Annotated in this window: 23 protein-coding genes; 9 read left to right on the forward strand and 14 right to left on the reverse strand. The window is 68.1% G+C overall.

Annotated features, from left to right (window positions below; genetic code table 11):
• Positions 1-18: 18 nt before the first annotated feature.
• From AC3IPM_RS13970 to AC3IPM_RS13980, 3 genes are all read left to right on the forward strand, one after another.
• Positions 19-1,194, forward strand: a complete 1,176-nt coding sequence (locus AC3IPM_RS13970; RefSeq protein WP_489300545.1) for a thiolase family protein — start codon at positions 19-21, stop codon at positions 1,192-1,194.
• 124 nt (positions 1,195-1,318) lie between these two features.
• Complete coding sequence (locus tag AC3IPM_RS13975; RefSeq protein WP_489300546.1) at positions 1,319-1,660, forward strand: hypothetical protein; 342 nt, start codon at positions 1,319-1,321, stop codon at positions 1,658-1,660.
• Positions 1,661-1,817: 157 nt separating this feature from the next.
• Entirely contained in the window at positions 1,818-2,222 is a 405-nt protein-coding gene (locus AC3IPM_RS13980; protein ID WP_489300547.1) for a hypothetical protein, read from the forward strand.
• A 61-nt stretch (positions 2,223-2,283) separates the two neighbouring features.
• Here AC3IPM_RS13980 and AC3IPM_RS13985 read toward each other — a convergent pair whose 3' ends face one another.
• Positions 2,284-3,915: an isovaleryl-CoA dehydrogenase gene (locus AC3IPM_RS13985; RefSeq protein ID WP_489300548.1), complete on the reverse strand. Its 1,632-nt coding sequence runs from the start codon at positions 3,913-3,915 to the stop codon at positions 2,284-2,286.
• Between the two features lie 108 nt (positions 3,916-4,023).
• Here AC3IPM_RS13985 and AC3IPM_RS13990 point away from each other — a divergent pair, with 108 nt between their 5' ends.
• From AC3IPM_RS13990 to pdeM, 4 genes are read left to right on the forward strand one after another with little or no spacing between them, the layout of a single operon-like run.
• On the forward strand, positions 4,024-5,031 hold the full coding sequence (locus tag AC3IPM_RS13990) for a ligase-associated DNA damage response exonuclease (RefSeq protein WP_489300550.1): 1,008 nt from the start codon (positions 4,024-4,026) through the stop codon (positions 5,029-5,031).
• Positions 5,028-6,632 (forward strand): ATP-dependent DNA ligase, encoded by a 1,605-nt coding sequence (locus AC3IPM_RS13995; protein WP_489300551.1) that lies wholly within the window; start codon positions 5,028-5,030, stop codon positions 6,630-6,632. Before AC3IPM_RS13990 ends, AC3IPM_RS13995 begins: the two co-directional genes overlap by 4 nt.
• A 14-nt stretch (positions 6,633-6,646) precedes the next feature.
• Complete coding sequence (locus AC3IPM_RS14000; RefSeq protein ID WP_489304153.1) at positions 6,647-9,094, forward strand: ligase-associated DNA damage response DEXH box helicase; 2,448 nt, start codon at positions 6,647-6,649, stop codon at positions 9,092-9,094.
• Positions 9,084-9,728 (forward strand): ligase-associated DNA damage response endonuclease PdeM, encoded by a 645-nt coding sequence (gene pdeM / locus AC3IPM_RS14005; RefSeq protein WP_489300552.1) that lies wholly within the window; start codon positions 9,084-9,086, stop codon positions 9,726-9,728. Before AC3IPM_RS14000 ends, pdeM begins: the two co-directional genes overlap by 11 nt.
• 20 nt (positions 9,729-9,748) lie before the next feature.
• Here pdeM and AC3IPM_RS14010 read toward each other — a convergent pair whose 3' ends face one another.
• The 8 genes from AC3IPM_RS14010 to AC3IPM_RS14045 all read right to left on the reverse strand — a co-directional run bounded on the left by AC3IPM_RS14010 (position 9,749) and on the right by AC3IPM_RS14045 (position 15,475).
• Positions 9,749-10,018, reverse strand: a complete 270-nt coding sequence (locus tag AC3IPM_RS14010; RefSeq protein ID WP_489300554.1) for a hypothetical protein — start codon at positions 10,016-10,018, stop codon at positions 9,749-9,751.
• A gap of 132 nt (positions 10,019-10,150) precedes the next feature.
• Complete coding sequence (locus tag AC3IPM_RS14015; protein ID WP_489300555.1) at positions 10,151-11,410, reverse strand: FAD-dependent oxidoreductase; 1,260 nt, start codon at positions 11,408-11,410, stop codon at positions 10,151-10,153.
• A gap of 97 nt (positions 11,411-11,507) precedes the next feature.
• Positions 11,508-11,717, reverse strand: a complete 210-nt coding sequence (locus AC3IPM_RS14020; protein WP_489300556.1) for a cold-shock protein — start codon at positions 11,715-11,717, stop codon at positions 11,508-11,510.
• Positions 11,718-11,805: 88 nt separating this feature from the next.
• A complete protein-coding gene (locus AC3IPM_RS14025; RefSeq protein WP_489300557.1) occupies positions 11,806-12,552 on the reverse strand; it encodes an S-methyl-5'-thioinosine phosphorylase in 747 nt (248 codons plus the stop codon).
• Positions 12,552-13,106 (reverse strand): hypoxanthine-guanine phosphoribosyltransferase, encoded by a 555-nt coding sequence (locus AC3IPM_RS14030; protein WP_489300558.1) that lies wholly within the window; start codon positions 13,104-13,106, stop codon positions 12,552-12,554. Before AC3IPM_RS14030 ends, AC3IPM_RS14025 begins: the two co-directional genes overlap by 1 nt.
• Positions 13,106-14,113 carry a beta-N-acetylhexosaminidase gene (gene nagZ, locus AC3IPM_RS14035; RefSeq protein WP_489300559.1) on the reverse strand — a complete coding sequence of 336 codons (1,008 nt, stop codon included), beginning with the start codon at positions 14,111-14,113 and terminating at the stop codon, positions 13,106-13,108. The genes AC3IPM_RS14030 and nagZ overlap by 1 nt, the downstream gene beginning before the upstream one ends.
• Before the next feature lie 97 nt (positions 14,114-14,210).
• Positions 14,211-14,906: a DsbA family oxidoreductase gene (locus AC3IPM_RS14040; protein ID WP_489300560.1), complete on the reverse strand. Its 696-nt coding sequence runs from the start codon at positions 14,904-14,906 to the stop codon at positions 14,211-14,213.
• A gap of 53 nt (positions 14,907-14,959) precedes the next feature.
• Positions 14,960-15,475 (reverse strand): CYTH domain-containing protein, encoded by a 516-nt coding sequence (locus AC3IPM_RS14045; RefSeq protein WP_489300562.1) that lies wholly within the window; start codon positions 15,473-15,475, stop codon positions 14,960-14,962.
• Positions 15,476-15,559: 84 nt separating this feature from the next.
• On the opposite strand from AC3IPM_RS14045, the gene AC3IPM_RS14050 reads away from it, so the two are divergent.
• Positions 15,560-16,198: a hypothetical protein gene (locus AC3IPM_RS14050; RefSeq protein ID WP_489300563.1), complete on the forward strand. Its 639-nt coding sequence runs from the start codon at positions 15,560-15,562 to the stop codon at positions 16,196-16,198.
• Between the two features lie 31 nt (positions 16,199-16,229).
• Here AC3IPM_RS14050 and rlmD read toward each other — a convergent pair whose 3' ends face one another.
• Positions 16,230-17,564, reverse strand: coding sequence for a 23S rRNA (uracil(1939)-C(5))-methyltransferase RlmD (gene rlmD / locus AC3IPM_RS14055; RefSeq protein ID WP_489300564.1), 1,335 nt, complete (start codon positions 17,562-17,564; stop codon positions 16,230-16,232).
• A gap of 137 nt (positions 17,565-17,701) precedes the next feature.
• Between rlmD and AC3IPM_RS14060 the strand changes: the two genes are divergently transcribed.
• The gene (locus AC3IPM_RS14060; protein WP_489300565.1) at positions 17,702-18,427 is read left to right on the forward strand and encodes a response regulator; all 726 of its coding nucleotides are present in this window, start codon (positions 17,702-17,704) and stop codon (positions 18,425-18,427) included.
• Between the two features lie 28 nt (positions 18,428-18,455).
• Here the strand turns inward: AC3IPM_RS14060 and recO are convergent, their stop codons facing one another.
• From recO to AC3IPM_RS14080, 4 genes are read right to left on the reverse strand one after another with little or no spacing between them, the layout of a single operon-like run.
• Positions 18,456-19,178 carry a DNA repair protein RecO gene (gene recO / locus AC3IPM_RS14065; protein WP_489300566.1) on the reverse strand — a complete coding sequence of 241 codons (723 nt, stop codon included), beginning with the start codon at positions 19,176-19,178 and terminating at the stop codon, positions 18,456-18,458.
• A 31-nt stretch (positions 19,179-19,209) separates the two neighbouring features.
• Positions 19,210-20,106 (reverse strand): GTPase Era, encoded by an 897-nt coding sequence (gene era / locus AC3IPM_RS14070; RefSeq protein ID WP_489300567.1) that lies wholly within the window; start codon positions 20,104-20,106, stop codon positions 19,210-19,212.
• Positions 20,103-20,783: a ribonuclease III gene (gene rnc / locus AC3IPM_RS14075; protein ID WP_489300568.1), complete on the reverse strand. Its 681-nt coding sequence runs from the start codon at positions 20,781-20,783 to the stop codon at positions 20,103-20,105. Before rnc ends, era begins: the two co-directional genes overlap by 4 nt.
• Complete coding sequence (locus tag AC3IPM_RS14080) at positions 20,773-21,156, reverse strand: DUF4845 domain-containing protein (RefSeq protein WP_489300569.1); 384 nt, start codon at positions 21,154-21,156, stop codon at positions 20,773-20,775. The genes rnc and AC3IPM_RS14080 overlap by 11 nt, the downstream gene beginning before the upstream one ends.
• Positions 21,157-21,181: the final 25 nt, after the last annotated feature.

The raw sequence follows: 21,181 nt of genomic DNA on the forward strand, positions 1-21,181 counted from the left end.
CGCACCAACGAGATCGCCATGTCCAACATCGTCATCGCCGCCGCCAAACGCACCGCCATCGGTTCCTTCCTGGGTCAGTTCAACGGCGTGCCCGCGCCGACCCTGGGTGCCACCGCGATCGCCGCGGCGCTGCAGCAGTCCGGCGTGCCCGCCGCGGATGTATCGGAAGTCATCATGGGCTGCGTGCTGCCGGCCAACCTCGGCCAGGCACCGGCCCGCCAGGCGGCGATCGCCGCCGGCATCCCGGTCTCCACCGGCGCCACCACGCTCAACAAGGTCTGCGGTTCGGGCATGAAGGCGATCATGCTGGGCCACGACCTGATCAAGGCCGGCTCGGCCAGCATCGTGGTCGCCGGCGGCATGGAATCGATGTCCAACGCGCCGCACATGCTGCCCAACTCGCGCACCGGCAACCGCTTCGGCAACTTCCAGGCGGTGGACCACATGGCCCATGACGGCCTGGTCAACGCCTACGACGGCAAGGCCATGGGCGAATTCGCCGAGTACGCGGTGGACAAGTACCAGGTCAGCCGCGAAGACCAGGACGCCTACGCGATCGAATCGGTGCGCCGCGCCCAGGCCGCCCAGGCCAGCGGTGCCTTCGACGATGAGATCGTCGCGGTGAAGGTCAGCACCCGCAAGGGCGAGGTCGAATTCAGCCAGGACGAACAGCCGGGCCGCTCGGACGTCGCCAAGATCCCGACCCTGCGCCCGGCCTTCAAGAAGGACGGCACGGTCACCGCCGCCAGTTCCTCGAGCATCTCCGACGGCGCCGCCGCCGTGGTCCTGCTGACCGAGGAAGACGCCGCCGCCCGTGGGCTGACCCCGCTGGCCCGGATCGTCGCCCATGCCACCCACTCGCAGGAACCGGAGTGGTTCACCACCGCCCCGATCGGTGCGATCCACACGCTGCTGGCAAAAACCGGCTGGAGCGTGGACCAGGTCGATCTGTTCGAAATCAATGAAGCCTTCGCGGTGGTGGCCATGGCCCCGATCCGGGAACTGGGCATCCCGCATGACAAGGTGAACGTGAACGGTGGTGCCTGCGCGCTGGGGCATCCGATCGGCGCCTCGGGTGCGCGTCTGGTGGTAACGCTGGTGAACGCGTTGCGCAAGCGTGACGGAAAGCGCGGAATCGCAACCCTGTGCATTGGCGGGGGCGAAGCAACCGCCATTGCCATCGAATTGATTTGATTGAAATTAACGCGCACTTCTCAAAAATGAATGCGCGATCGCTTGACAGCCAATCGTGGCTTGTCATCATGTTGCCGGGCGCGCAATAGCGCGTTGCCTAATCTAACGACGAGGATTCACACAAATGAGCATCAACAAGCTGCTGATCGCAATGGCCCTGGGCCTGGCTCTGACCGCCTGCTCGAAGCAGGAACAGGCTGCTGACGCCGCCGCTTCGGCCAACGAAGCTGCCGCTGACGCCCAGGTCGCTGCCGACCAGGCCGCTGCTGCTGGCGCCCAGACCGCCGACGCTGCCCAGGCTGCTGCTGACACCGCCGCCACCGCTGCTGACGCTTCGGCTGACGCTGCTGCCCAGACCGCTGGCGCTGCCACCGACGCTGCTGCCGGCGCTGCTGCCGACGCTGCCAAGGCCGGTGAAGCCACCGCTGAGAAGGCCAAGGACGCTGCTGAAGAAGCCAAGAAGTAATAACTTCTTTCTTCAAGCAAGTTCTGAAGAAGCCGCTGGTTCGCCAGCGGCTTTTTCTTTGCCTGTTCGTCAGCGGCGCGCGCCGGTGGCCTTCACCTGCCGTGTACCCGGCCGTGAATACGCTGATCGCCCTCTCAGCCCTGACACGGAGTCCACCATGACCATTCGTCCCGTCCTTACCCCGCTGCTGGCCGTGAGCCTGATGCTGGGGCTGGCCGCCTGCAAGGGCCCGGAAGCGGAGAAGGCACGCGAAGACGCCGCGCAGGCCGCCGACAGCGCCAATGCCGCCGCACGCGAAGCCGTGGACAAGGCCGCTGCCGCCACCCGCAGCGCCGCCGATGATGCCGCTGCCGCCTCCGAGCGTGCCGCCGCCGATACCCAGCAGGCGCTCGATCGCGCTGCTGCCGCCACTTCGGACGCCGCCGGTGATGCGAAGGTCGCGGCCAAGGACGCCGCCGCCCATGCCAGCGATGCCACCGCAGACGCGGCGCAGAAGGTCGCCGACAAGGCCCACGATGTGGCCGCCGACGCCAAGAAGAACGCCGACGCCGCCAAGCACTGATCGGCCGGTGCGCAGGACCCGACGCCCCTTCGCAGGAAGGGGCGTTTTTCATGGGCGAGCGCTAAGGCAGGGCGCGCGCGAGCACCGCGGCGAAATCGATATCCGCCGGCAACGTACCAAACGCCATCGCGTGCTCGCCGCCCAGCCGCGAGCGCACGAACGCACTGGCCAGCGGACTCTCCGCGCGTAGCAGCACACTGGCCTGCAACAACAACGCCAGACGCTCGGTGATGTATCGCGCCAGCGCCTCGCCCGGCACCTCGTCCAACTGCGCGCGCAGCGCCTGCAGCGCCGTATCGAACAACGGATCGCGGCCTGCCACCGCATCCAGCTCGGCCTCCACTGCCGGCACTACCTGCGCTTCGCGTGTCAGCGCGCGCAGTACATCCAGGCACTGGATGTTGCCGCTGCCTTCCCAGATCGAATTCAACGGCGCCTGCCGGTACAAGCGCGGCAGCATCGACTCTTCCACGTAGCCGGCACCGCCCAGGCATTCCTGCGCTTCATTGACGAACACCGCCGCGCGCTTGCACATCCAGTACTTGCCCACGGCGGTGGCAATGCGCGCGAACGCGGCCTCCTGCGGATCGTGCGCCGCCTGGTCCACCGCACGCGCCACGCGCAGGGCGAACACCGTGGCCGCCTCGGATTCGATAGCCAGGTCGGCCAACACATTGGCCATCAGCGGGTGATCACACAAGCGCCGGCCGAAACTGCTGCGGTGGCGCGTGTGGTGCACCGCCTGCGCCAGCGCCATGCGCATTTCCGCCGCGGCGCCGAGCATGCAGTCCAACCGCGTCATCATCACCATGCCGATGATGGTGGCCACGCCGCGGCCTTCCTCGCCCACCCGGCGCGCCCAGGCGCCGCACAGCTCCACTTCGCTGGAGGCATTGGACCAGTCGCCCAGCTTGTCCTTCAGCCGCATCAACCGGAACGCGTTGCGGTTGCCATCGGCCAGCCGGCGCGGCATCAGGAAGCAGCTCAGCCCGCCCGGCGCCTGTGCCAGTACCAGAAAGCCATCGGACATCGGTGCGGAGAAGAACCACTTGTGCCCGACCAGCGCATAGCTGCCATCGGCCTGCGGTTCGGCACGCGTGGTGTTGCTGCGCACATCCGAGCCGCCCTGCTTTTCGGTCATGCCCATGCCCAGGGTGATGCCGGCCTTGTCGGCGATCGGCACGTCGCGCGGGTCGTAATGCGGCGCGGCGGCTTTGTCGGCCCACTCGGCCAACGCCGGGTCCTGGCGCAGCACGGCCACGGCGGCATGGGTCATGGTCAACGGGCAACTGGTGCCGGCTTCGGCCTGATGGTGCAGATAGCTCAACGCGGCGCGTGCGACGTGCGCCCCGGCGCTGCCATCGTGCCAGGACAGGCCGGCCACGCCATGCTGTTTTGCCGCCTGCATCAGCTGGTGGTAGGCCGGATGGAATTCCACCGTATCGATGCGATGGCCCTGCGCATCGTGCGTGCGCAGGCGCGGGCGATCGCGGTTGGCATCGAAGCCAAGCAGGTACAGCGCACCACCGGCCAGCCCGCCATACGCCTCCAGCGCGGCAGTGAACGCCGCACCGCCCTCGCGCTGTACCGCCGCCGACAAGGCGACGTCGTCGGCCCACAGGTTGCGGCCCCCGAACGGCGGCGGCTGGTTGCTGACCACATGGGTTTCGAACGCGGGCAATGCAGACGTCATCGCAACAGCCTCCTGGCACGGGATGCCCCGATTCTGCCGCATTGCCCCGCAGGCGGCCGTTCAGGCGGATTCTCACCTCCTGCACGACGCCGGCGGCACAGTGGACCGATGAGCCAGAGCAGCGCGAACAACGACCTGGTGGTGCTACGCCCGGAAGGCCTTTACTGCCCGGCCGGCGATTTCCATATCGACCCCTGGCAGCCGGTGCCACGCGCGGTGATCACCCATGGCCATGCGGACCACGCGCGCAGCGGCATGGGCCACTACTACTGCAGCACCGCCTGCGTACCGATCCTGCGCTGGCGGCTGGGCGATGTTTCGCTGCAGGCTTTCGACTACGGCCGTCCGTTCCGGATCGGCGCTGTGGAGGTGTCGCTGCACCCGGCCGGCCATGTGCTGGGTTCGGCGCAGGTGCGCATCGACGACGGCCAGCAGGTCTGGGTCGCCTCGGGCGATTACAAGCGCCAGCCCGATCCCACCTGCGCGCCGTTCGAGGTGGTGCCATGCGACGTGTTCATCACCGAAGCCACCTTCGCACTGCCGATCTACCGCTGGCAGGACACCGCCGAGGTGGCCGCGGACATCGTGGCCTGGCGGCGCGAATGCGGCGAACGCGGCGAAGCGGCCATCCTGCTCTGCTATGCACTGGGCAAGGCACAACGGGTGCTGGCCGAACTGCTGCCGCTGGACGACCAGCCCGCGTGGCTGCATGGTGCGATCGCCAACGGGGTGGCGGTGTATCGGCAGGCCGGCATTGCCATGCTGGACACACACACCGTGGCCGAACAGGGGCGCGCGCCCGACGCGGCCGGCAAGCTGATCCTTGCCCCGCCCTCGGCCGCCGGTACCCCGTGGCTGCGCCGCTTCGGCAGGCATCAACTGGGCTTCGCCTCGGGCTGGATGCGGCTGCGCGGCAACCGTCGCCGCCGCAACTATGACCGCGGCTTCGTGGTGTCCGACCATGCCGACTGGCCGGCCCTGCTGCAGACCATCGAACAGACCGGCGCGCGCCGGGTGATCGCCACCCACGGCAACACCGATGCACTGATTCCGTTCCTGCGCGAACGCGGCATTGCCGCCGAAGCGTTCCGCACCGATTTCGGGAGCGGGGAATGAAGGCCTTCGCCGCTCTGTACCAGCGCCTGGATCGCAGCACGGCGACCTTGGACAAACGCGCGGCACTCGTCGCGTATTTCGGCACGGCGCGCCCGCACGATGCGGCATGGGCGCTGTACCTGCTCAGCGGTGGCAAGGTGGGGGGCGCGCGCCGCAAGATCGCCGCCAGTGCTGAACTGCGCGCCTGGGTGGGTGCCGAATCCGGCCTGCCGGCGTGGCTGGTGGACGACAGCTACGACCAGGTCGGCGACCTGGCCGAAACGCTGACGCTGCTGCTCGACGATCCACCGCAGCGCGGCCAGGACCGACCGCTGGCGGAGTGGATCGAAACCCACCTGCTGGCCGTGGCCAACCAGCCCGAACCGGTGCGCCATGCGGCCGTGCTGGCGGGCTGGCGACAACTGCCTGCCGACGAGCGCCTGGTGTTCAACAAGCTGCTGACCGGCGCGTTGCGCGTGGGCGTGTCGCAACGGCTGGTACAACAGGCACTGGCCGAACTGTCCGGCATCGACATCGCACGTATTGCCCAGCGCATGCTCGGCGAATGGGTGCCCTCGCCGAGCCTGCTGGGGATGCTGCTGTCGCCCGAGGAACTGCCGCTGGACCGGCAGCAACCCTACCCGTTCTTCCTGGCCTCCCCGCTGGAGGCCGACGTGGACAGCCTGGGCCCGCTCGAGCAGTGGGTACTGGAGTGGAAGTGGGACGGCATCCGTTTGCAGCTGCTGCGCCGCAAGGGCGAAGCGGCGTTGTGGTCACGCGGCGAGGAACGGCTGGACGGCCGCTTCCCGGAGATCGAACACGCTGCGATGGCCCTGCCGGAGGGCTGCGTGATCGATGGCGAACTGTTGGCCTGGGCCGAGGGCGAGGCGCAACCGCGGCCGTTCACCGCACTGCAGACCCGCATCCAGCGCCGCAAACCCGGGCCCAAGACCCTGCGTGACACGCCGGTGCGGGTGCTCGCCTATGACCTGCTGGAACGCGACGGCGAGGATCTGCGCACGCTCCCGCTGCAGCAACGGCGTGCGCAGCTTGCCGCGCTGCTGGACGCGCTGGCGGACCCGCGCATCGCGCTCTCGCCCCCGGTTGCCGCCACCGACTGGGCCGACGCTGCGCGGCTGCGTGCATCGGCACGCGAGCGGGGCGTGGAAGGGCTGATGCTCAAACGCGCCGGGTCGGTCTACCAGAGCGGTCGCCGGCGGGGCGACTGGTGGAAGTGGAAGATCGACCCGCTCACCGTCGATGCGGTGATGATCTATGCCCAGGCCGGACACGGTCGGCGCAGCACCCTGTACACCGACTACACCTTCGGTGTGTGGGATGGCGACACGCTGGTGCCGGTGGCCAAGGCGTACTCGGGCCTGGATGACCAGGAGATCCTGGCACTGGACCGCTGGATCCGCGCCAACACCGTCGAGCGCTTCGGCCCGGTGCGCAGCGTGCGCGGCGAGCAGGTGTTCGAGCTCGGCTTTGAAGCGGTCAACCGCAGCAGCCGGCACAAGTCCGGTATCGCGGTGCGCTTCCCGCGCATCCTGCGCTGGCGGCACGACAAGCCAGCCCGCGAGGCCGATACGCTGGCGCACCTGCAGGCCTTGGCGCGGTGACCCGGCGCGAGGCGATGGCCCGGCTGGGCGCATGGTTCGCCAGCCGCGGCTGGGCGCCCCTGCCCTTCCAGAAGGCGATGTGGCGACACTACCTGTCCGGCGCGTCCGGGCTGCTGCACACGCCTACCGGCAGCGGCAAGACACTGGCGATGTTCGGTGGCCCACTGCTGCAGGCGCTGGTCGATCCGTTGCCACCCACGCCGGGAGGCCGTGCACGCAGGCCGGTGCCGGCGCTGCAGGTGCTGTGGATCACCCCGCTGCGCGCCTTGGCCAATGACACCGCGCGCGCCCTGCGTGAACCGCTGTCCGCGCTGGGCCTGGACTGGCAGGTGGGGCTGCGCACGGGCGACGCCAGCGCGGGCGACAAGCGACGGGCCCGCGAGGGGCGTGTCGATGTGCTGGTGACCACGCCTGAATCGCTGGCGCTGCTGCTGAGCTATCCCGACGGCATGGCGAAGATGCGCCAGCTGCGTTGCGTGGTGGTCGATGAATGGCATGAACTGCTGGGCAACAAACGGGGCGTGCTGCTGCAGTTGAACCTGCGCCGCCTGCGCGATGCGCTGCCGGCACTACAGGTGTGGGGTCTGTCGGCCACGCTCGGCAACCTGGCGCAGGCGCGCGCGGTGCTGCTGCCCGACCTGCCCGACGCCGCGCTGGTCGCCGGTGCGCGTCCGCGGCCGGTCCGCCTGGAAACGCTGCTGCCTGCGCACGGCGAGCGCTTTCCATGGGCTGGCCACCTGGGCTTGTCGCAGCTGCAGCGGGTACTGGAGAAGCTGATGGCCGTTGGCACCAGCCTGTTGTTCACCAATACCCGCGCCCAGGCGGAGCTGTGGCACCAGGCACTGGCGGCGGTATGGCCGGAAGACCCCGCCCGCCTGGCCCTGCACCACGGCTCACTGGATCCTGCATTGCGCCGGGAGGCCGAGCAGGGCCTGCGCGATGGCCGGCTGCGCTGTGTGGTGGCCACCTCCAGCCTGGACCTGGGCGTGGACTTCCCGGCAGTGGACCAGGTGCTGCAGATCGGCAGCCCCAAGGGCATTGCCCGCCTGTTGCAGCGTGCCGGTCGCGCGCGGCATCGCCCGGGCGAATCCGGGCATGTCGTCTGCGTGCCATCGCACGCGCTGGAGCTGGTGGAGTACGCCGCTGCGCGCCGTGCGCTGGCCGATGGCGTGATCGAAGCACGGCGTCCGTTGCAGCTGTCGCTGGACGTGCTGGCCCAGCATTGCGTGAGCTGCGCGCTGGGCGGCGGCTTCGATGCCGATGCGTTGTTGGCGCAGGTGCGCCGCACCTACGCCTTCGCCGCACTGGATGATATCCACTGGCAGGGCGTGCTCGATTTCATCGTGCAGGGCGGGCGCGCGTTGTCGCAGTATCCGGACTTCCACAAAGTGGTGCGCGACGACGACGGCCTCTACCGGGTGCACGACCGCCGCGTCGCACTGCGCCATCGCGCATCGATCGGCACCATCACCAGCGATGGCAGCGTCATCGTGCAGTTCCTGCGCGGCGGGCGGCTGGGTGCGGTGGAAGAACAGTTCGTGGGCCGGCTGCGCCCGGGCGACCGCTTCCAGTTCGCCGGTCGCCTGCTGGAACTGGTGCGGCTGGAGAACCTCACCGCGCACGTGCGCCTGGCCAAACATGGCCAGGGCGTGGTGCCGCGCTGGCAGGGCGGACGCCTGCCCTTGTCGGGCGAACTCGGGCATGAGATGGAGGTTGAATTCGGCGCACCATCGCACTCGCCGGAGATGCGCTGGCTGGCCCCGCTGCTGGCGCTGCAGTCGCAGTTGTCGATGCTGCCCTCCCCCGACACACTGCTGGTGGAAGATGTGCGCCGGCGTGGCGCCCAGTTCGTCTTCGTCTATCCGTTCGCCGGACGCCAGCGCAACGAAGCTGTCGCCGCATTGATGGCGACGCGCCTGACCCGGCTGCAGCCCAACACGTTCGCCTATGCCGCCAATGACTACGGCTTCGTGCTGGCACCTGCGCACCCGATCACCTTGGATGCACCGCTGCTGCACACACTGCTGCAGCCTGCGGGATTGCGGGAGGATCTGCGCGCCAGCCTCAACCTGGGTGAGCTGGCCCGTCGCCAGTTCCGCGATATCGCACGCGTATCGGGCCTGCTGGTTCCTGCACTGCCCGGGCGCGCGCCCCGCAGCCTGCGCCAGCTGCAGGCCTCCAGCGGGCTGCTGTATGACGTACTGCGCCAGCACGACCCCGGGCATATCCTGCTCGAACTGGCCGAACGTGAGGTGCTGCAGACGCAGCTGGATCTGGACGGCCTGGAAGCCACGCTGCGGCGCTGCCTCGCCCGCACCGTGAGGTTGCAGTCGCCACCCAGTCTGGGCCCGTTGTCGTTCCCGCTGTGGGCCGAACGCCTCCGCGGACAACTCAGCAACGAAGACTGGACGACCCGCGTGCAGCGTGCGGCACACCAATTGGAGAACCGCCATGGCCCATGAGCTGCCGATGACCCTCGCCGACCAACCGATGCTGCTGCTCGGCGCGCGCGCACTGTACTGTCCGGCACGGCAGGCACTGTTGATCGCCGACCTGCACCTGGGCAAGGCCGACGCGTTCCGCCGCGCCGGCATCGGCCTGCCCAGCGGCGGCACCGAGGATGACCTGCAGCGGTTGTCCACGCTGTTCCAGCGCCATGACGTGCGGACGCTGTGGATCCTGGGCGATGTGCTGCACGGCAACGTGCATCGCACGGCGTGGTATCGGCAGTGGCAAGGCTGGCGCGAATGCCATGCCGACGTACGTATCGCGGCGCTGTCCGGCAATCACGACCGTGCGCTGCCCAAGGCCAACCTCGGCATCGAACTGCCCGGCGAGCGCGTGCAGGAGGGACCGTTCCTGTTGCGCCACGATCCGGTGCCACATCCTTCACTGCACGTGCTCTGCGGGCACCTGCACCCGCTGGCGCGCTTTTCGGGCATGCAGCGGCGCTGGCCGGCATTCTGGCTACGTGAGCGGCTCACGGTGTTGCCAGCATGGTCGCGCTTCACTGCCGGCATCGCACCGGTGCCAGCGCCTGGCGAGCAGTTGGTGGCGTGCGTGGAAGAACAGGTCATCGCGCTGCCGCGCCGCTAGCGCGGCGTGTGTCCCGTGGCTTATGCGGCGGGTGCAAGCACGTCCGGCATCAGACGGATATCCGGCAGCAGTGGCCGGGGACGCACCGGTTGACGCAGGATCTCGGCCATCATCTCGCGCGCCGCGATGCGGATGCGCAGATGCTGATCCGGTGCCGCGTGGGTAATGAGGCTGGTGACGTGGAACTCGAAGACATCGTCCATCACATCAGGCTGATCCTCGTGCAGCATCTGCAGTAGACCGCGCAGCTTGCAGATTTCAGCATCCAGGACTTCGGCCGGGAACAGCATGTTTTTCTCCTTGGCAATGCGATCCGTCCATCACGGACCGGGGGCAATCTTTACCGGTCAGTTGTCGCAGATAGGCGGTGAGTCCATCGTCAATAGATGTTAAACACACCTTCACCTGGGCATGATCGACCCCTACGCGGCGTTATCAGCGGATGGCAACGCCGCCTGCTGCGCGGCCAGCGCAGTGACGAATTCCGCCGACAGCGGCAGTTTCCCCAGCCAGCCGCGCTGGGTGCCGCTGAGCACGCGCAGCATGTGGCCACGACCGCCCGGCACACGCCCCATCGGACCAAACAGCACGTCGCGTGCGCGCGCAACCGTGTCGCGATCGGACTGGAACAGCGGCGTCAGCCACCGGCTCCAGAATTGATAGATCGCCACATGCGCGCGGCGCTGCTGCTGGTAGGCCTGCAGCGCGGCATCGCGATCGGCGTGCATGCGCAGCGCATCGCGCAGCGCCAGAGCATCCATCAGCGCCATGTTCACGCCCTGCCCCAACTGCGGGCTCATCGCATGCGCGGCATCGCCGGCCAGCACCAACCGCTCACGATGCCAGCGCGTCATCACCGCATCGCGATAACCCGCGCGTGCCAGCTGCGCACTCTCGCACACACCCTCCAACCGCTGATGCGCCTGCGGCCACAATGCGGCGATCTCATCGAGCCAGCGCGGCATGCCGTCGCGCTCCCACTGCGCGAACTGATCGCGTGGCAGGCTCCAGAAGAAGCTCAGCCGCGGCGCGTCATCGCCGGGGCGGGTACCCACCGGCAACAGCCCGATCATCTTGCGCGCCGCCACGTAACGCTGGCGCAGCTCATCGTGATGCGGCCAATCGCCACGCGGCAGCAGGCACCACAGCGCCCCCCACGGGTACTCGCGGTCCAGGCGCGTTCCCTGTACCTGCGCGCGCAGCGACGAGGCGGCACCATCGGCGGCGATCACCAGGTCGTAGGGGCCATGCCAGTGCCCGCGCGCATCGCGTAGCCGGCCCTGTGCAGCATCGACATCGACGATGGTGGTGTCCGCCTGCAGGTTGCCCGGATGCGCCCACGCCTGCGCCAGCAGCGAGAACAGCGCGCCACGCTGCATGCCGATGCCGCACAGGCGCGCGTCCAACGCGGCGTAGCGGATGTCCATCACGGCACGACCGCACGGCGTTTCGCCGTACAAGCGGCGTACCGCCGCGCCGTGCTGCAGCACCTGCGGCAACAGCTGCATCTGCCACAACACCTCCAGCCCGCTGGGTTGCAGCAGGAAACCCGCACCGACGGGACCCGGTGCAGCGGCACGTTCGAAGACGTGCACATCGTGATGGTCGCGTGAAAGCAGCACCGATAACGCCTGGCCTGCAGTGCCATATCCGACGATGGCGATGGAGCGACGTGGCGACATGCGCTTCCTCTTTGACGTATGGATCGATTTAAAACCGCACAGCTTCAAGCTAAAAAAAACCCCGCCGAAGCGGGGTTTTCAATGCGCAGCGCGAGAATTACTCAGCCGCCGGCACGATCTTGGAGGCTTGGGCGCCCTTCGGGCCCTGGGTCACTTCGTACGTGACCTTCTGGCCTTCCTGCAGACTGCGGAAGCCCTTGGAGTCGATCGCGGAGAAGTGCGCGAAGACGTCGGCGCTACCGTCCTCCGGCGAAATAAAGCCAAATCCCTTGGCGTCGTTGAACCACTTGACGGTACCGTTCGGCATGGTGATGCGAGACCTTCTTCAATGAATGGGTGGTGTACGCTCAACCAGCGCACTGCCGGAGTATGCAAAGCTTGTTACGCAATGACAATCACCCCCGTGCCATTTCGCCAATCAGTTCCGGCAATCCGGCCGATGCCGCGTCCACATTGGCCAGCACTTCGGCCATCGTGATTTCGTCCCCATCGCCACAGCCGGCGGCCCAATTGGCCACGATGGCCAGGCAGGCGTAGTCCAGTCCCAGCTCCCGTGCGAGGCTGGCTTCGGGCATGCCGGTCATGCCGACCAGATCGCAGCCATCACGTCGCATCCGCGCAATTTCCGCATTGGTTTCCAGCCGCGGGCCCTGCGTTGCGCCGTAGCAGCCACCGTCCTGCAGGCGCACGCCGGTGACTTTGGCCGCCGCCAGTACCTTGCTGCGCAGCAGCGGCGTGTACGGATGGCCGAAGTCGACATGCAGCACGTCGGTGCCGGGCTCTTCGCACAGCGTGGAGATGCGGCCCCAGGTGTAGTCGATCAGCTGGTCCGGGCAGGCCAGCACGCGCGGACCGAAGTGTTCGGTGATGCCGCCAACGGTGTTGAGCGCGAGCACGCGCGTCGCGCCGATCTGCTGCAGCGCGGCAAGATTGGCGCGGTAGTTGATCTTGTGCGGCGGCAGCGAGTGGCCTTCACCGTGGCGCGCGAGGAACGCGACGCGCTGGCCCAGCAGCGTGCCGATCCGGATCGGACCGGACGGCGTGCCATAGCGGGTGTCGACCTGGTGGCTGCTGACATCATCCAGCTGGGCCAGCTTGTAGACGCCGGTGCCGCCAATGACGGCCAGTGCAATGTGTTCCATCATTCCTTCATCGCGTAGATGGCCGGCACGCAGCGCAGCGTCTCGTTGACGTCCATGCCGAAACCGAACACATAGCGGTCCGGCAGGTCGATGCCGGCGTAGTCGGCCTTGACGTCCGGCAGCGCGCGGTCGTGCTGCTTCACGGTCAGCGCGGCGATGCGCACGTCGGTGGCGCCCTGCTCCAGGCACCAGGTGCGCACGCCCTGCAGGGTGAAGCCTTCATCGAGGATGTCATCGACCAGCAGCACGCGACGGCCGAACAGCGCGGTGGCCGGCTTGTGCTTCCACACCAGCTCGCCGCCGGTGGTTTCACCGCGGTAGCGGGTGGCATGCAGGTAATCGAACTGCACATCCTGGCCGCGCGCACCCAGCTCCAGTGCCAGCTGCCCGGCGAACGGCAGTGCGCCGTGCATGATCGACAGGAACAACGGCACTTCGCCCTTGTAATCGCGCGCGATGGCGTCGGCGATGCCGGCAATGGCCTTGTCGATGGTGGGGCGGTCGACCAGCAGGTCGGCCTGGGCCAGGGCCTGGGAAATGGTGAGGTTGGGCATCAGACGGTTCTTCCAAGAGTGTCAAGCAAACGGGATTGGGTATCGGCATGGCGGGTATCGGCCAGCAGGCCGTCCCAGCCAAGCGCGCCGCGACCGATCAGGCCGAGCAGCGCAGCGGTATTCAAGGGGCGATCCTGCACGGCGCGCAGCGATTCATCGACCAGCTCGGGGTGGCAGACCAGCACCACGTCGCAGCCTGCGTCCAGGTGCGCATCCACGCGCGCCTTGATCCCGCCGGCACTGAACGAGGCGGCCATGCCGATGTCATCGGAGAACACCACGCCGCGGAAGCCCATCTCGGCGCGCAGGATCTGCTGGATCCAGCGCGGCGAGTAGCCGGCCGGTTCCGGCGCGACCTGCGGGTAGACCACGTGCGCCATCATCACCGCGTCGGCACCGGCATCAATGCCGGCCGCGAACGGGATCAGGTCCAGCGCGCGCAGTTCCTCGAGCGAACGCGGGTCGCTGGCGTCGTGGAAATGGGTGTCTTCGAGCACGGTGCCGTGGCCGGGGAAATGCTTGAGCGTGGCGGCCATGCCGACGCTGTGCATGCCACGCACGTAGGCTGTGGTAAAGGCGGCCACCACCTGCGGGTCGGCACTGAATGCGCGGTCGCCGATGGCCAGGTTGCCCCGGCCCAGGTCGACCACCGGGGCAAAGCTCAGGTCCACGCCGCTGGCGCGCACTTCACTGGCCATCAGCCAGGCGTGCTGCTCGGCCAGGGCCAGCGCGGCGTCGCGGTCCTGCCGGTACAGCGCATCGAAGCCCTGCAGCGGCGGCAGCGCGCTGTAGCCGTCACGGAAGCGCTGCACGCGGCCGCCCTCCTGGTCCACACAGATCAGCTGCGGGCGCGGCGCGGCGGCACGGATCGCCGCCGACAGCTCGGCGACCTGCTGGCGCGAGGCGAAATTGCGCTTGAACAGGATGACCCCGGCCACGGCGTCGTGCTGCAGCCAATCGCGTTCCTGGGCGGTGAGTTCGGTCCCGGCAACGCCGATCACGAGCATGGTCGATCTCCAATACGGGGCGCCCGCATGGCGCACCGCCGCATTGTCGCAGAACCCGCGCACGCTAGGCCACGACCGTGGGTCGTGGCCGGCACCGTTAGGCGCAGCCCTGCGGGCCGCAGACCTGGCCGTCAGCGGCCGCCGGGGCGGCAGCCTCGGACATCTCCGCGGCAATCTGGCGCAGCGCCTGGGCGAACGCCTCCGGCGGCTGGGCGCCTTGGAGGGCGTAGCGGTCGTTGATCACAAAGGTAGGTACCGACTGAATGCCCAGCGCCTGGGCCTGGGCCAGCTGGGCCTGGATCTCCTCCAGCCCCTCCTCGCCGGCCAGCAACGCACTGACCCGCTCGGCATCGATCCCACCGGCAGCAGCGGCAGCGATCAAGGTCTGCGGATCGGCCAGGTTGCGGCCTTCCACGAAGTGGGCGCGGAACAGCGCCTCGCCCACCGCCGCCTGCACGCCTTCACGCCCGGCCAGCCAGATCAACCGGTGTGCCGGCAGCGTGGTGACCCGCACCTGGCCCTGCTCGAAGTCCATCGGCAGGCCTTCGGCGCGCGCCGTGGTCTGGGTCTGGGACAGGATCTGCTCGGTGCGCTCGACGCTGCCGAACTTGGCTACATAGGCCTCGCGCAGCGGTACCGGGGTGGTCCCGGCGTCGGGATCGAGCAGGAACGGATGCCACTGCACCTCGATCTGCGGCGCATCGTCGCCCATCAGGGCCAGGCCCTGCTCGAACCGGTGTTTACCGATCCAGCACCAGGGGCACACCACATCGGACCAGATATCGATTTTCATCCGCTATCGGTATGGGCGGCGGCGCGGAAAAACAAGCGCCCCGCCCGGCCGGCTCAGTCGGCGGCGGCCTGTTGTTCGGCGGCGGACCACTGCGACCATGGCCGCGCCGCCAGGGCGAGGTTGTAGTAGCGGACCTCGTCGGTTACCTCGACGCCGGCCCAGTCCGGCAGGTCGATGGGCTGGTCGGCGTGCTCCAGCTCGACCTCGGCCACCACCAGCCCGGCGTTGTCGCCCAGGAATTCATCCACTTCCCAGACCAGCCCGGCATGCCGCACCAGATGCCGGCGCTTGTCGATCAGCCCGCCCACGCACAGCGCCAGCAGCGCCCGCGCTTCTTCAACGGGAATGGGGTAATCGAATTCCTGGCGGGTGTGCCCGATCTCGCGCGACTTGAGGTTGAGGAAGGCCTGCTCGCCCTGGAGACGCACGCGCACGGAGGCCTTCTGCGCGCCACTGTCCAGCGCGGCGCTGTCGTTGAGGTAGCCCTGCGCCATCGGGATCACCGCGTGCGCAGCCGTGCGCCAGCCGTCACCGATGACCCGATATTTCCGCTCGATTTCAATGCCCATGCACACAGTATGCGACGCGCGGCCGCAGCCGGCCATGCCGGGCAACTTCTATACTGGCTGGCTGACCTGCAAGGATGTTCGACGATGCTCACCCACACCGCATGGCGCTGCGCGCTTGCCCTGCTGCCCCTGCTCACCTTGCCGATGCACGCCGACGCGGCCAACGCACCGGGCCCGGCGCAGATCGAAGCTGCGGTGATGGCCGTGGTCGAAAAGGAAACGCCTGCCGAGCCCACCGACCAGCAGCGCGTGCTGCAGGCCATGTTCACCCCGCGCGGTTTCGAGCACGGGCCATGCTTTGCCAGCGCGACTGTCACCGGTGCCTATGAATGTCTGGTCGGGCTGGAGATCGGGGTCAAGACCCGCTACCGGATGCTGCGCTTCCTGCCGCAGGGCACGGGATGGACGTTGCAACAGGCCGACGTCGATGCGCCGGTGCCGCCGCGCGAGCGGGTGCGGGCGTTGGCCGTGGAACAGATGCAGGCCGAGATCGCCACCAGCGCCGATGCCGCGCACGGCGAGGCGCTGCGCACCTTCCAGTCACGCTTCCAGGTGCTGGCCATCGAGGACTGCGAGCTGCGTGAATCCCGCGCCGCGGAAATCAGCTGCGAGGTCACCCTGGGCGACGATCAGGATCGCGGCACCCGCATCCAGACCTACGTGTTCGACGCCAAGGGCCAGTGGCAGAACGCGGTGCCCGCCACGGCCGACGACGAACGGTAGCGCCACGCCATGCGTGGCGGCTTCCGCACGCTCAGCGCTTCTCGAACACCGCGATGCTTTCCACATGTGCGGTGTGCGGGAACATGTCCATCGCACCGGCACTGACCAGGGTGAAGCCCTGCTCGTTGACCAGGTAACCGGCGTCGCGCGCCAATGAACCCGGGTGGCAGCTGACGTAGACGATGCGCTTGAACTGCTTCAACGGCAGCTGCTGCAGCACCTCGATCGCCCCCGAGCGCGGCGGGTCCAGCAGCAGCTTGTCGAAGCCCTGGCGCATCCACGGCGTCTGCCGCTGGTCCTGGGTCAGGTCGGCGGCGAAGAACTGCGCGTTGTCCAACCCGTTGCGCTCGGCGTTTTCCTTCGCGCGCGCCACCAGGCCCGCCTCGCCTTCCACGCCGACCACTTCGCGCACGGTACGCGCCAGCGGCAGGGTGAAATTGCCCAGGCCACAGAACAGATCCAGCACGCGCTCGTCCGGACCGGCGTCGAGCAGCTGCAGGGCCAGTTCAATCATCTTCACGTTGAGCTTGGCATTGACCTGGATGAAGTCCAGCGGGCGGAACGCCAGCTCGACATCCCATGGCGCCAGCTTGAACGACAGCGGCACCTGCGCCGGCCACAGCGGCTGCACCGTTTCAAGGCCACCGGGCTGCAGCGAAATGGCGAAACCATGTTCCTGCCCGAACGCGGTCCAGGCGGCACGGTCGGCGTCGCTGAGCGGCTGCATATGGCGGATGGTCAGCATCACCGTGTCATCGCCGGCGATGAATTCGATCTGCGGGATATCGCGCTTGCCGTCGAGGGTTTCGATGAACGCGGCCATCACCCCGACCTTGCTGCCGATCTCCGGAATCACCGTCAGGCACTGGCTGAGATCGGCGACAAAACGCGGATCCTGCTCGCGGAAGCCGACCAGGGTCTTGTCCTTCTTCTCGACCCGTCGCACCGAGAAGCGGCCCTTGCGGCGGTAGCCCCAGCTTTCACCGACCAGCGGCGGCAGTACCGTACCGGGCGTGACGTGGCCGATCCGCGACAGGTTGTCCATCAGCACCCGCTGCTTGGCCACGATCTGCTGGGACTCCTCCAGATGCTGCAGCACGCAGCCGGCGCAGACGCCGAAGTGCGGGCAGCGCGGGGTCACCCGCTGCGCCGAGGGCTGCAGCACCTCCAGGGTGCGCGCCTCGTCGAAATGACGGTTGCGCGCGGTCGGCTCAGCCGTCACCACTTCGCCCGGCAACGCGCCGGTGATGAAGGTGACCTTGCCACCCGCGCCGTCACGGCGGGCGACGCCCCGGCCATCATGGCTGAGGTCGAGGATGTCGGTCTGGAACGGGGTACGGTCGAGTCGGGAGCGGGATCGGGCCACGTGGCAACAGGCTGCGGGCAAAAAGGGTGCGTATTGTCGCAGATACACGCATCCAGCTGCGCTGGCGCCCGGCGTGGACGCTTGCAGCCGCCGTCTTCGTGTTTAATATGACCCTAGCTGACATGGAGGCAGCCCCAATGCAGATGACCCCGAGGGATCCCATGCCCCGATTCCTGCTCGTCGAGGACGACACCATCAGCCGCGGCTTCTTCAAGGCCGCGCTGGAAACCCTACCGGCCCAGGTGGATACGGCCGATTCACTGGCCACGGCCATGGACCGCGGACGCAGCGGCCAGCACGACCTGTGGCTGATCGACGTCAACCTGCCCGACGGCAATGGCACCGAACTGCTGCACGAACTGCGCCGTTCACGCCCGGACACCCCGGCGCTGGCGCACACCGCCGATGGCGACACCAGCATCCACTCGCGCCTGCGCGATGCCGGTTTCAGCGAGACCCTGGTCAAGCCATTGAGCCGCGAGCAGCTGCTCAAGGCCGTGCGCCGGGCCCTGGTCAACAGCCCCGGCAGCGCCCCGGTGCTGCCGATCGGCGCCAGCGAAGCCGAGCGTGAAGACTGGGATGAAATCACCGCCCTGGCCGCGCTGAACGGGCAACGCCACCACCTGATCGCGCTGCGTGAACTGTTCCTGGCCGAACTGCCGGGGGTCCGCGACGCGGTGGCCCAGGCCCTGCTCAAGCAGGATCTGCGCGCTTTGCAGGGGCAGCTGCATCGGCTGCAGGCCAGCTGTGGCTTCGTCGGCGCGGCGCGGCTGGCCCGTGCGGTGCGTCAGCTGCATCAGGCGCCGGATTCAAGCGGTGCGCACACCCAGTTCCAGGCCGCGGTGGAATCACTTCTGCATTGAGGCCAGGGCAGCCGGGCATGGCCCGGCTTTACCGGCGGCGCGCGAGGTCTTCGAGCATTTCCCAGGATTTCAGCCCGCGCCCGCCCAGATGGTGCAGCAGCACGGCGCGCATGCCGCGCCGCAGGCTGGCCAGGTCCTCAGTACCGGGCAACTCGTCGGCGGCCAGCGCCAGCAGGGCGCTGCCGGTAGCAACGCCCCGGCGCTGGTCAGCACCGCGGTCGCTGAGCAGCCGTCGCGGGCCCTCCTGCGGGTCCAGCTCGTAGCGAGCGGCCGGATCGATCGGCGTGCCGTCGCTGGCATGGGCCAGGTCGAAGCCAAAACCCAGCACTTCCAGCAGGTCGCGCTCGAAACGCCGCAGGCTCCAGGCCAGCGGCTCGGCGTCGCGCAAGCGCTGGCGGACCACCCCGTAATGGTCGTACAGCTCGGGCAGCGGGTCCTGGCGGGGGGCCAACCGCATCAGCAGTTCATTGATGTAGAAGCCGGCCAGCATCGCCTCGCCCCCCAGCCGGGGTGCGGCATCCAGCGCCTCGGCGCCGCGCAGCTGGGCCAGTTCGCCGCGCTGCACCGCGCTCAGCCGAATCCATTGCAGCGGCTGCAACGCCGCCCGCAGCGCCTGGCTGCGCGGGCTGCTGACGCCCCGCGCCAACACCCCGATCCGTCCGTACTGCTCGGTCAGCACCTCGACCAGCAGGCTGGTCTCGCGCCAGGCGCGGGCGTGCAGGACGTAGCCCGGCTCGTCGTCGATGCGCATGGCTCAGCCGCCGACCGTCGCAGGACCGGGCTTACTCGTAGCCGAAGGCCTTCAGCGCGGCCTCGTCGTCGGACCAGCCTTCACGCACGCGCACCCAGGTTTCCAGGAAAACCTTGGCGTCGAACAGGCGTTCCATCTGCATGCGCGACTTGGCGCCGATATCCTTCAGGCGGGTACCGCCCTTGCCGATCACGATGGCCTTCTGGCCTTCGCGCTCGACCCAGATCACCGCGCCGATGCGCAGCAGGTTGCCGTCTTCCACGAAGCGTTCGATCTCCACCGTGGTGGCATACGGCAGCTCTTCACCCAACTGGCGCATCAGCTGCTCGCGGACCAGCTCGCCGGCCAGGAAGCGCTGGCTGCGGTCGGTGATCTCGTCCTCGCCGAACATCGGCGGGGCTTCGGGCAGCAGCTTGAGCAGGTCGCGCACCAGCGCTTCCAGGCCGTTGCGCTTCTGCGCCGAAATCGGATGCACGGCCGCAAAGGTGCGGCCCTCGGTGACCTGCTGCAGGAACGGCAGCAGCGCGGCCTTTTCCTTGAGCCGGTCAACCTTGTTGACCACCAGCACCACCGGGATGCCCGAGTCGCGGAGCACGTTGAAGGCCAGGGTGTCTTCCTCGTCCCAGCGGCCGGCTTCGATCACCAGCATGCCGGCGTCCACGCCTTCGAGCGAGCCGCGCGCGGCGCGGTTCATCACCCGGTTCATGGCGCGCTTCTGGACCCGGTGCAGGCCGGGCGTGTCGACCAGCACCAGCTGCCCTTCCGGGTAGCTGGCAATGCCGAGCAGCCGGTGCCGCGTGGTCTGCGGCCGGTTGGAGACGATGCTGACCTTGGCGCCCACCAGGGCGTTGGTCAGGGTGGATTTGCCGACGTTGGGGCGGCCGATGACGGCCACGCTGCCGCAATGATGGGGGGTTGCTTCGCTCACTTGGAATCCAGTTGCTCGAGGGCGGCCGCAGCCGCCTGTTGTTCGGCCAGCCGTCGCGAGGCACCTTCGCCTTCGGTGCTGACAGCGGGATCGGCTACGCCGCAGCGTACCCGGAAGGTCTTGGCATGATCGTCACCCGATTCTGACACCAGCTCGTACAGCGGCAATGCCTTCTGTCGGGCCTGGAGCCATTCCTGCAATCGGGTCTTGGGGTCTTTCTCGGGTTTGCCGGTGGCCGGCAGCGCTTCCATCGAGGCGCCGAACCAGGGCAACACCACGGCCTGGCAGGCGGTGAAGCCCACATCCAGGTAGATCGCCGCCACCACCGCTTCCAGGGCGTCGGCCAGGATCGAGTCGCGACGGTGGCCGCCGGATTTCATTTCGCCCGGGCCCAGGGTCAGCCGGTCGCCGAGCTCCAGGGTGCGCGCGATGACCGCCAGCGCGCCCTCGCGGACCAGCTCGGCGCGGGCGCGGGTCAGCGCGCCTTCGTCGGCCTTGGGCCAGCGCTCGTACAGCGCCTGGGCGACCATCATGTTGACGATGCTGTCGCCGAGGAACTCCAGCCGCTCATTGTTGGGCGTGCCGGCACTGCGATGCGTCAGGGCCTGCTGGAGCAGGCCCGGATCGTTGAAGGGGTGCCCGATCAGGTCACCACGCTGGAAAGTCTTAGTCGACACCGTTGAGGGTCAATTCCTGGTTCGTATCAAATTTGCCAACCACATCCAGGTTGCCGATCAGTTCGCGGCGCACCTCGTAGTTGACCTTCATGTTCCAGCCACCGCTGAGGCGTTCGAACTTCACATCGGCCGGCTTCACGTTCTCCGAGTAGCTGATGTACAGCCGCTTGAAGAACATTTCCTGGACCCGGGCCGGTTCCATGTTGCCCACGCCCGGCTCCTTGGCCAGGCTCTTGAGCGCCGAACGCACCGCGTAATACTCCTGGTACATCGGGAACAGCTTCATGCCGATGTACAGGCCGAAGGCGATCACGATCAACACCGCCAGGAACGAGGTCAAGGTCATGCCGCGCTGCGATTTCACCGTTTTCATTGCGTTCTCCCCAGATACGCCAGTG

It is taken from the genome of Stenotrophomonas sp. GL_111 (assembly GCF_057835245.1).

Coding starts and splice junctions, on each gene's coding strand:
- AC3IPM_RS14080 (WP_489300569.1), bottom strand. CDS start 21,156: ATGAAAACGGTGAAATCGCAGCGCGGCATGACCTTGACCTCGTTCCTG.
- AC3IPM_RS14015 (WP_489300555.1), bottom strand. CDS start 11,410: ATGTCGCCACGTCGCTCCATCGCCATCGTCGGATATGGCACTGCAGGC.
- AC3IPM_RS14020 (WP_489300556.1), bottom strand. CDS start 11,717: ATGCCGAACGGTACCGTCAAGTGGTTCAACGACGCCAAGGGATTTGGC.
- AC3IPM_RS14040 (WP_489300560.1), bottom strand. CDS start 14,906: ATGAAAATCGATATCTGGTCCGATGTGGTGTGCCCCTGGTGCTGGATC.
- AC3IPM_RS13975 (WP_489300546.1), top strand. CDS start 1,319: ATGAGCATCAACAAGCTGCTGATCGCAATGGCCCTGGGCCTGGCTCTG.
- AC3IPM_RS14050 (WP_489300563.1), top strand. CDS start 15,560: ATGCTCACCCACACCGCATGGCGCTGCGCGCTTGCCCTGCTGCCCCTG.
- AC3IPM_RS14000 (WP_489304153.1), top strand. CDS start 6,647: ATGGCCCGGCTGGGCGCATGGTTCGCCAGCCGCGGCTGGGCGCCCCTG.
- AC3IPM_RS13970 (WP_489300545.1), top strand. CDS start 19: ATGTCCAACATCGTCATCGCCGCCGCCAAACGCACCGCCATCGGTTCC.
- AC3IPM_RS13990 (WP_489300550.1), top strand. CDS start 4,024: ATGAGCCAGAGCAGCGCGAACAACGACCTGGTGGTGCTACGCCCGGAA.
- AC3IPM_RS14025 (WP_489300557.1), bottom strand. CDS start 12,552: ATGGAACACATTGCACTGGCCGTCATTGGCGGCACCGGCGTCTACAAG.
- nagZ (WP_489300559.1), bottom strand. CDS start 14,113: ATGCTCGTGATCGGCGTTGCCGGGACCGAACTCACCGCCCAGGAACGC.
- AC3IPM_RS14030 (WP_489300558.1), bottom strand. CDS start 13,106: ATGCCCAACCTCACCATTTCCCAGGCCCTGGCCCAGGCCGACCTGCTG.
- AC3IPM_RS13985 (WP_489300548.1), bottom strand. CDS start 3,915: ATGACGTCTGCATTGCCCGCGTTCGAAACCCATGTGGTCAGCAACCAG.
- AC3IPM_RS13995 (WP_489300551.1), top strand. CDS start 5,028: ATGAAGGCCTTCGCCGCTCTGTACCAGCGCCTGGATCGCAGCACGGCG.
- AC3IPM_RS14060 (WP_489300565.1), top strand. CDS start 17,702: ATGCAGATGACCCCGAGGGATCCCATGCCCCGATTCCTGCTCGTCGAG.
- recO (WP_489300566.1), bottom strand. CDS start 19,178: ATGCGCATCGACGACGAGCCGGGCTACGTCCTGCACGCCCGCGCCTGG.
- pdeM (WP_489300552.1), top strand. CDS start 9,084: ATGGCCCATGAGCTGCCGATGACCCTCGCCGACCAACCGATGCTGCTG.
- AC3IPM_RS14010 (WP_489300554.1), bottom strand. CDS start 10,018: ATGCTGTTCCCGGCCGAAGTCCTGGATGCTGAAATCTGCAAGCTGCGC.
- AC3IPM_RS13980 (WP_489300547.1), top strand. CDS start 1,818: ATGACCATTCGTCCCGTCCTTACCCCGCTGCTGGCCGTGAGCCTGATG.
- AC3IPM_RS14045 (WP_489300562.1), bottom strand. CDS start 15,475: ATGGGCATTGAAATCGAGCGGAAATATCGGGTCATCGGTGACGGCTGG.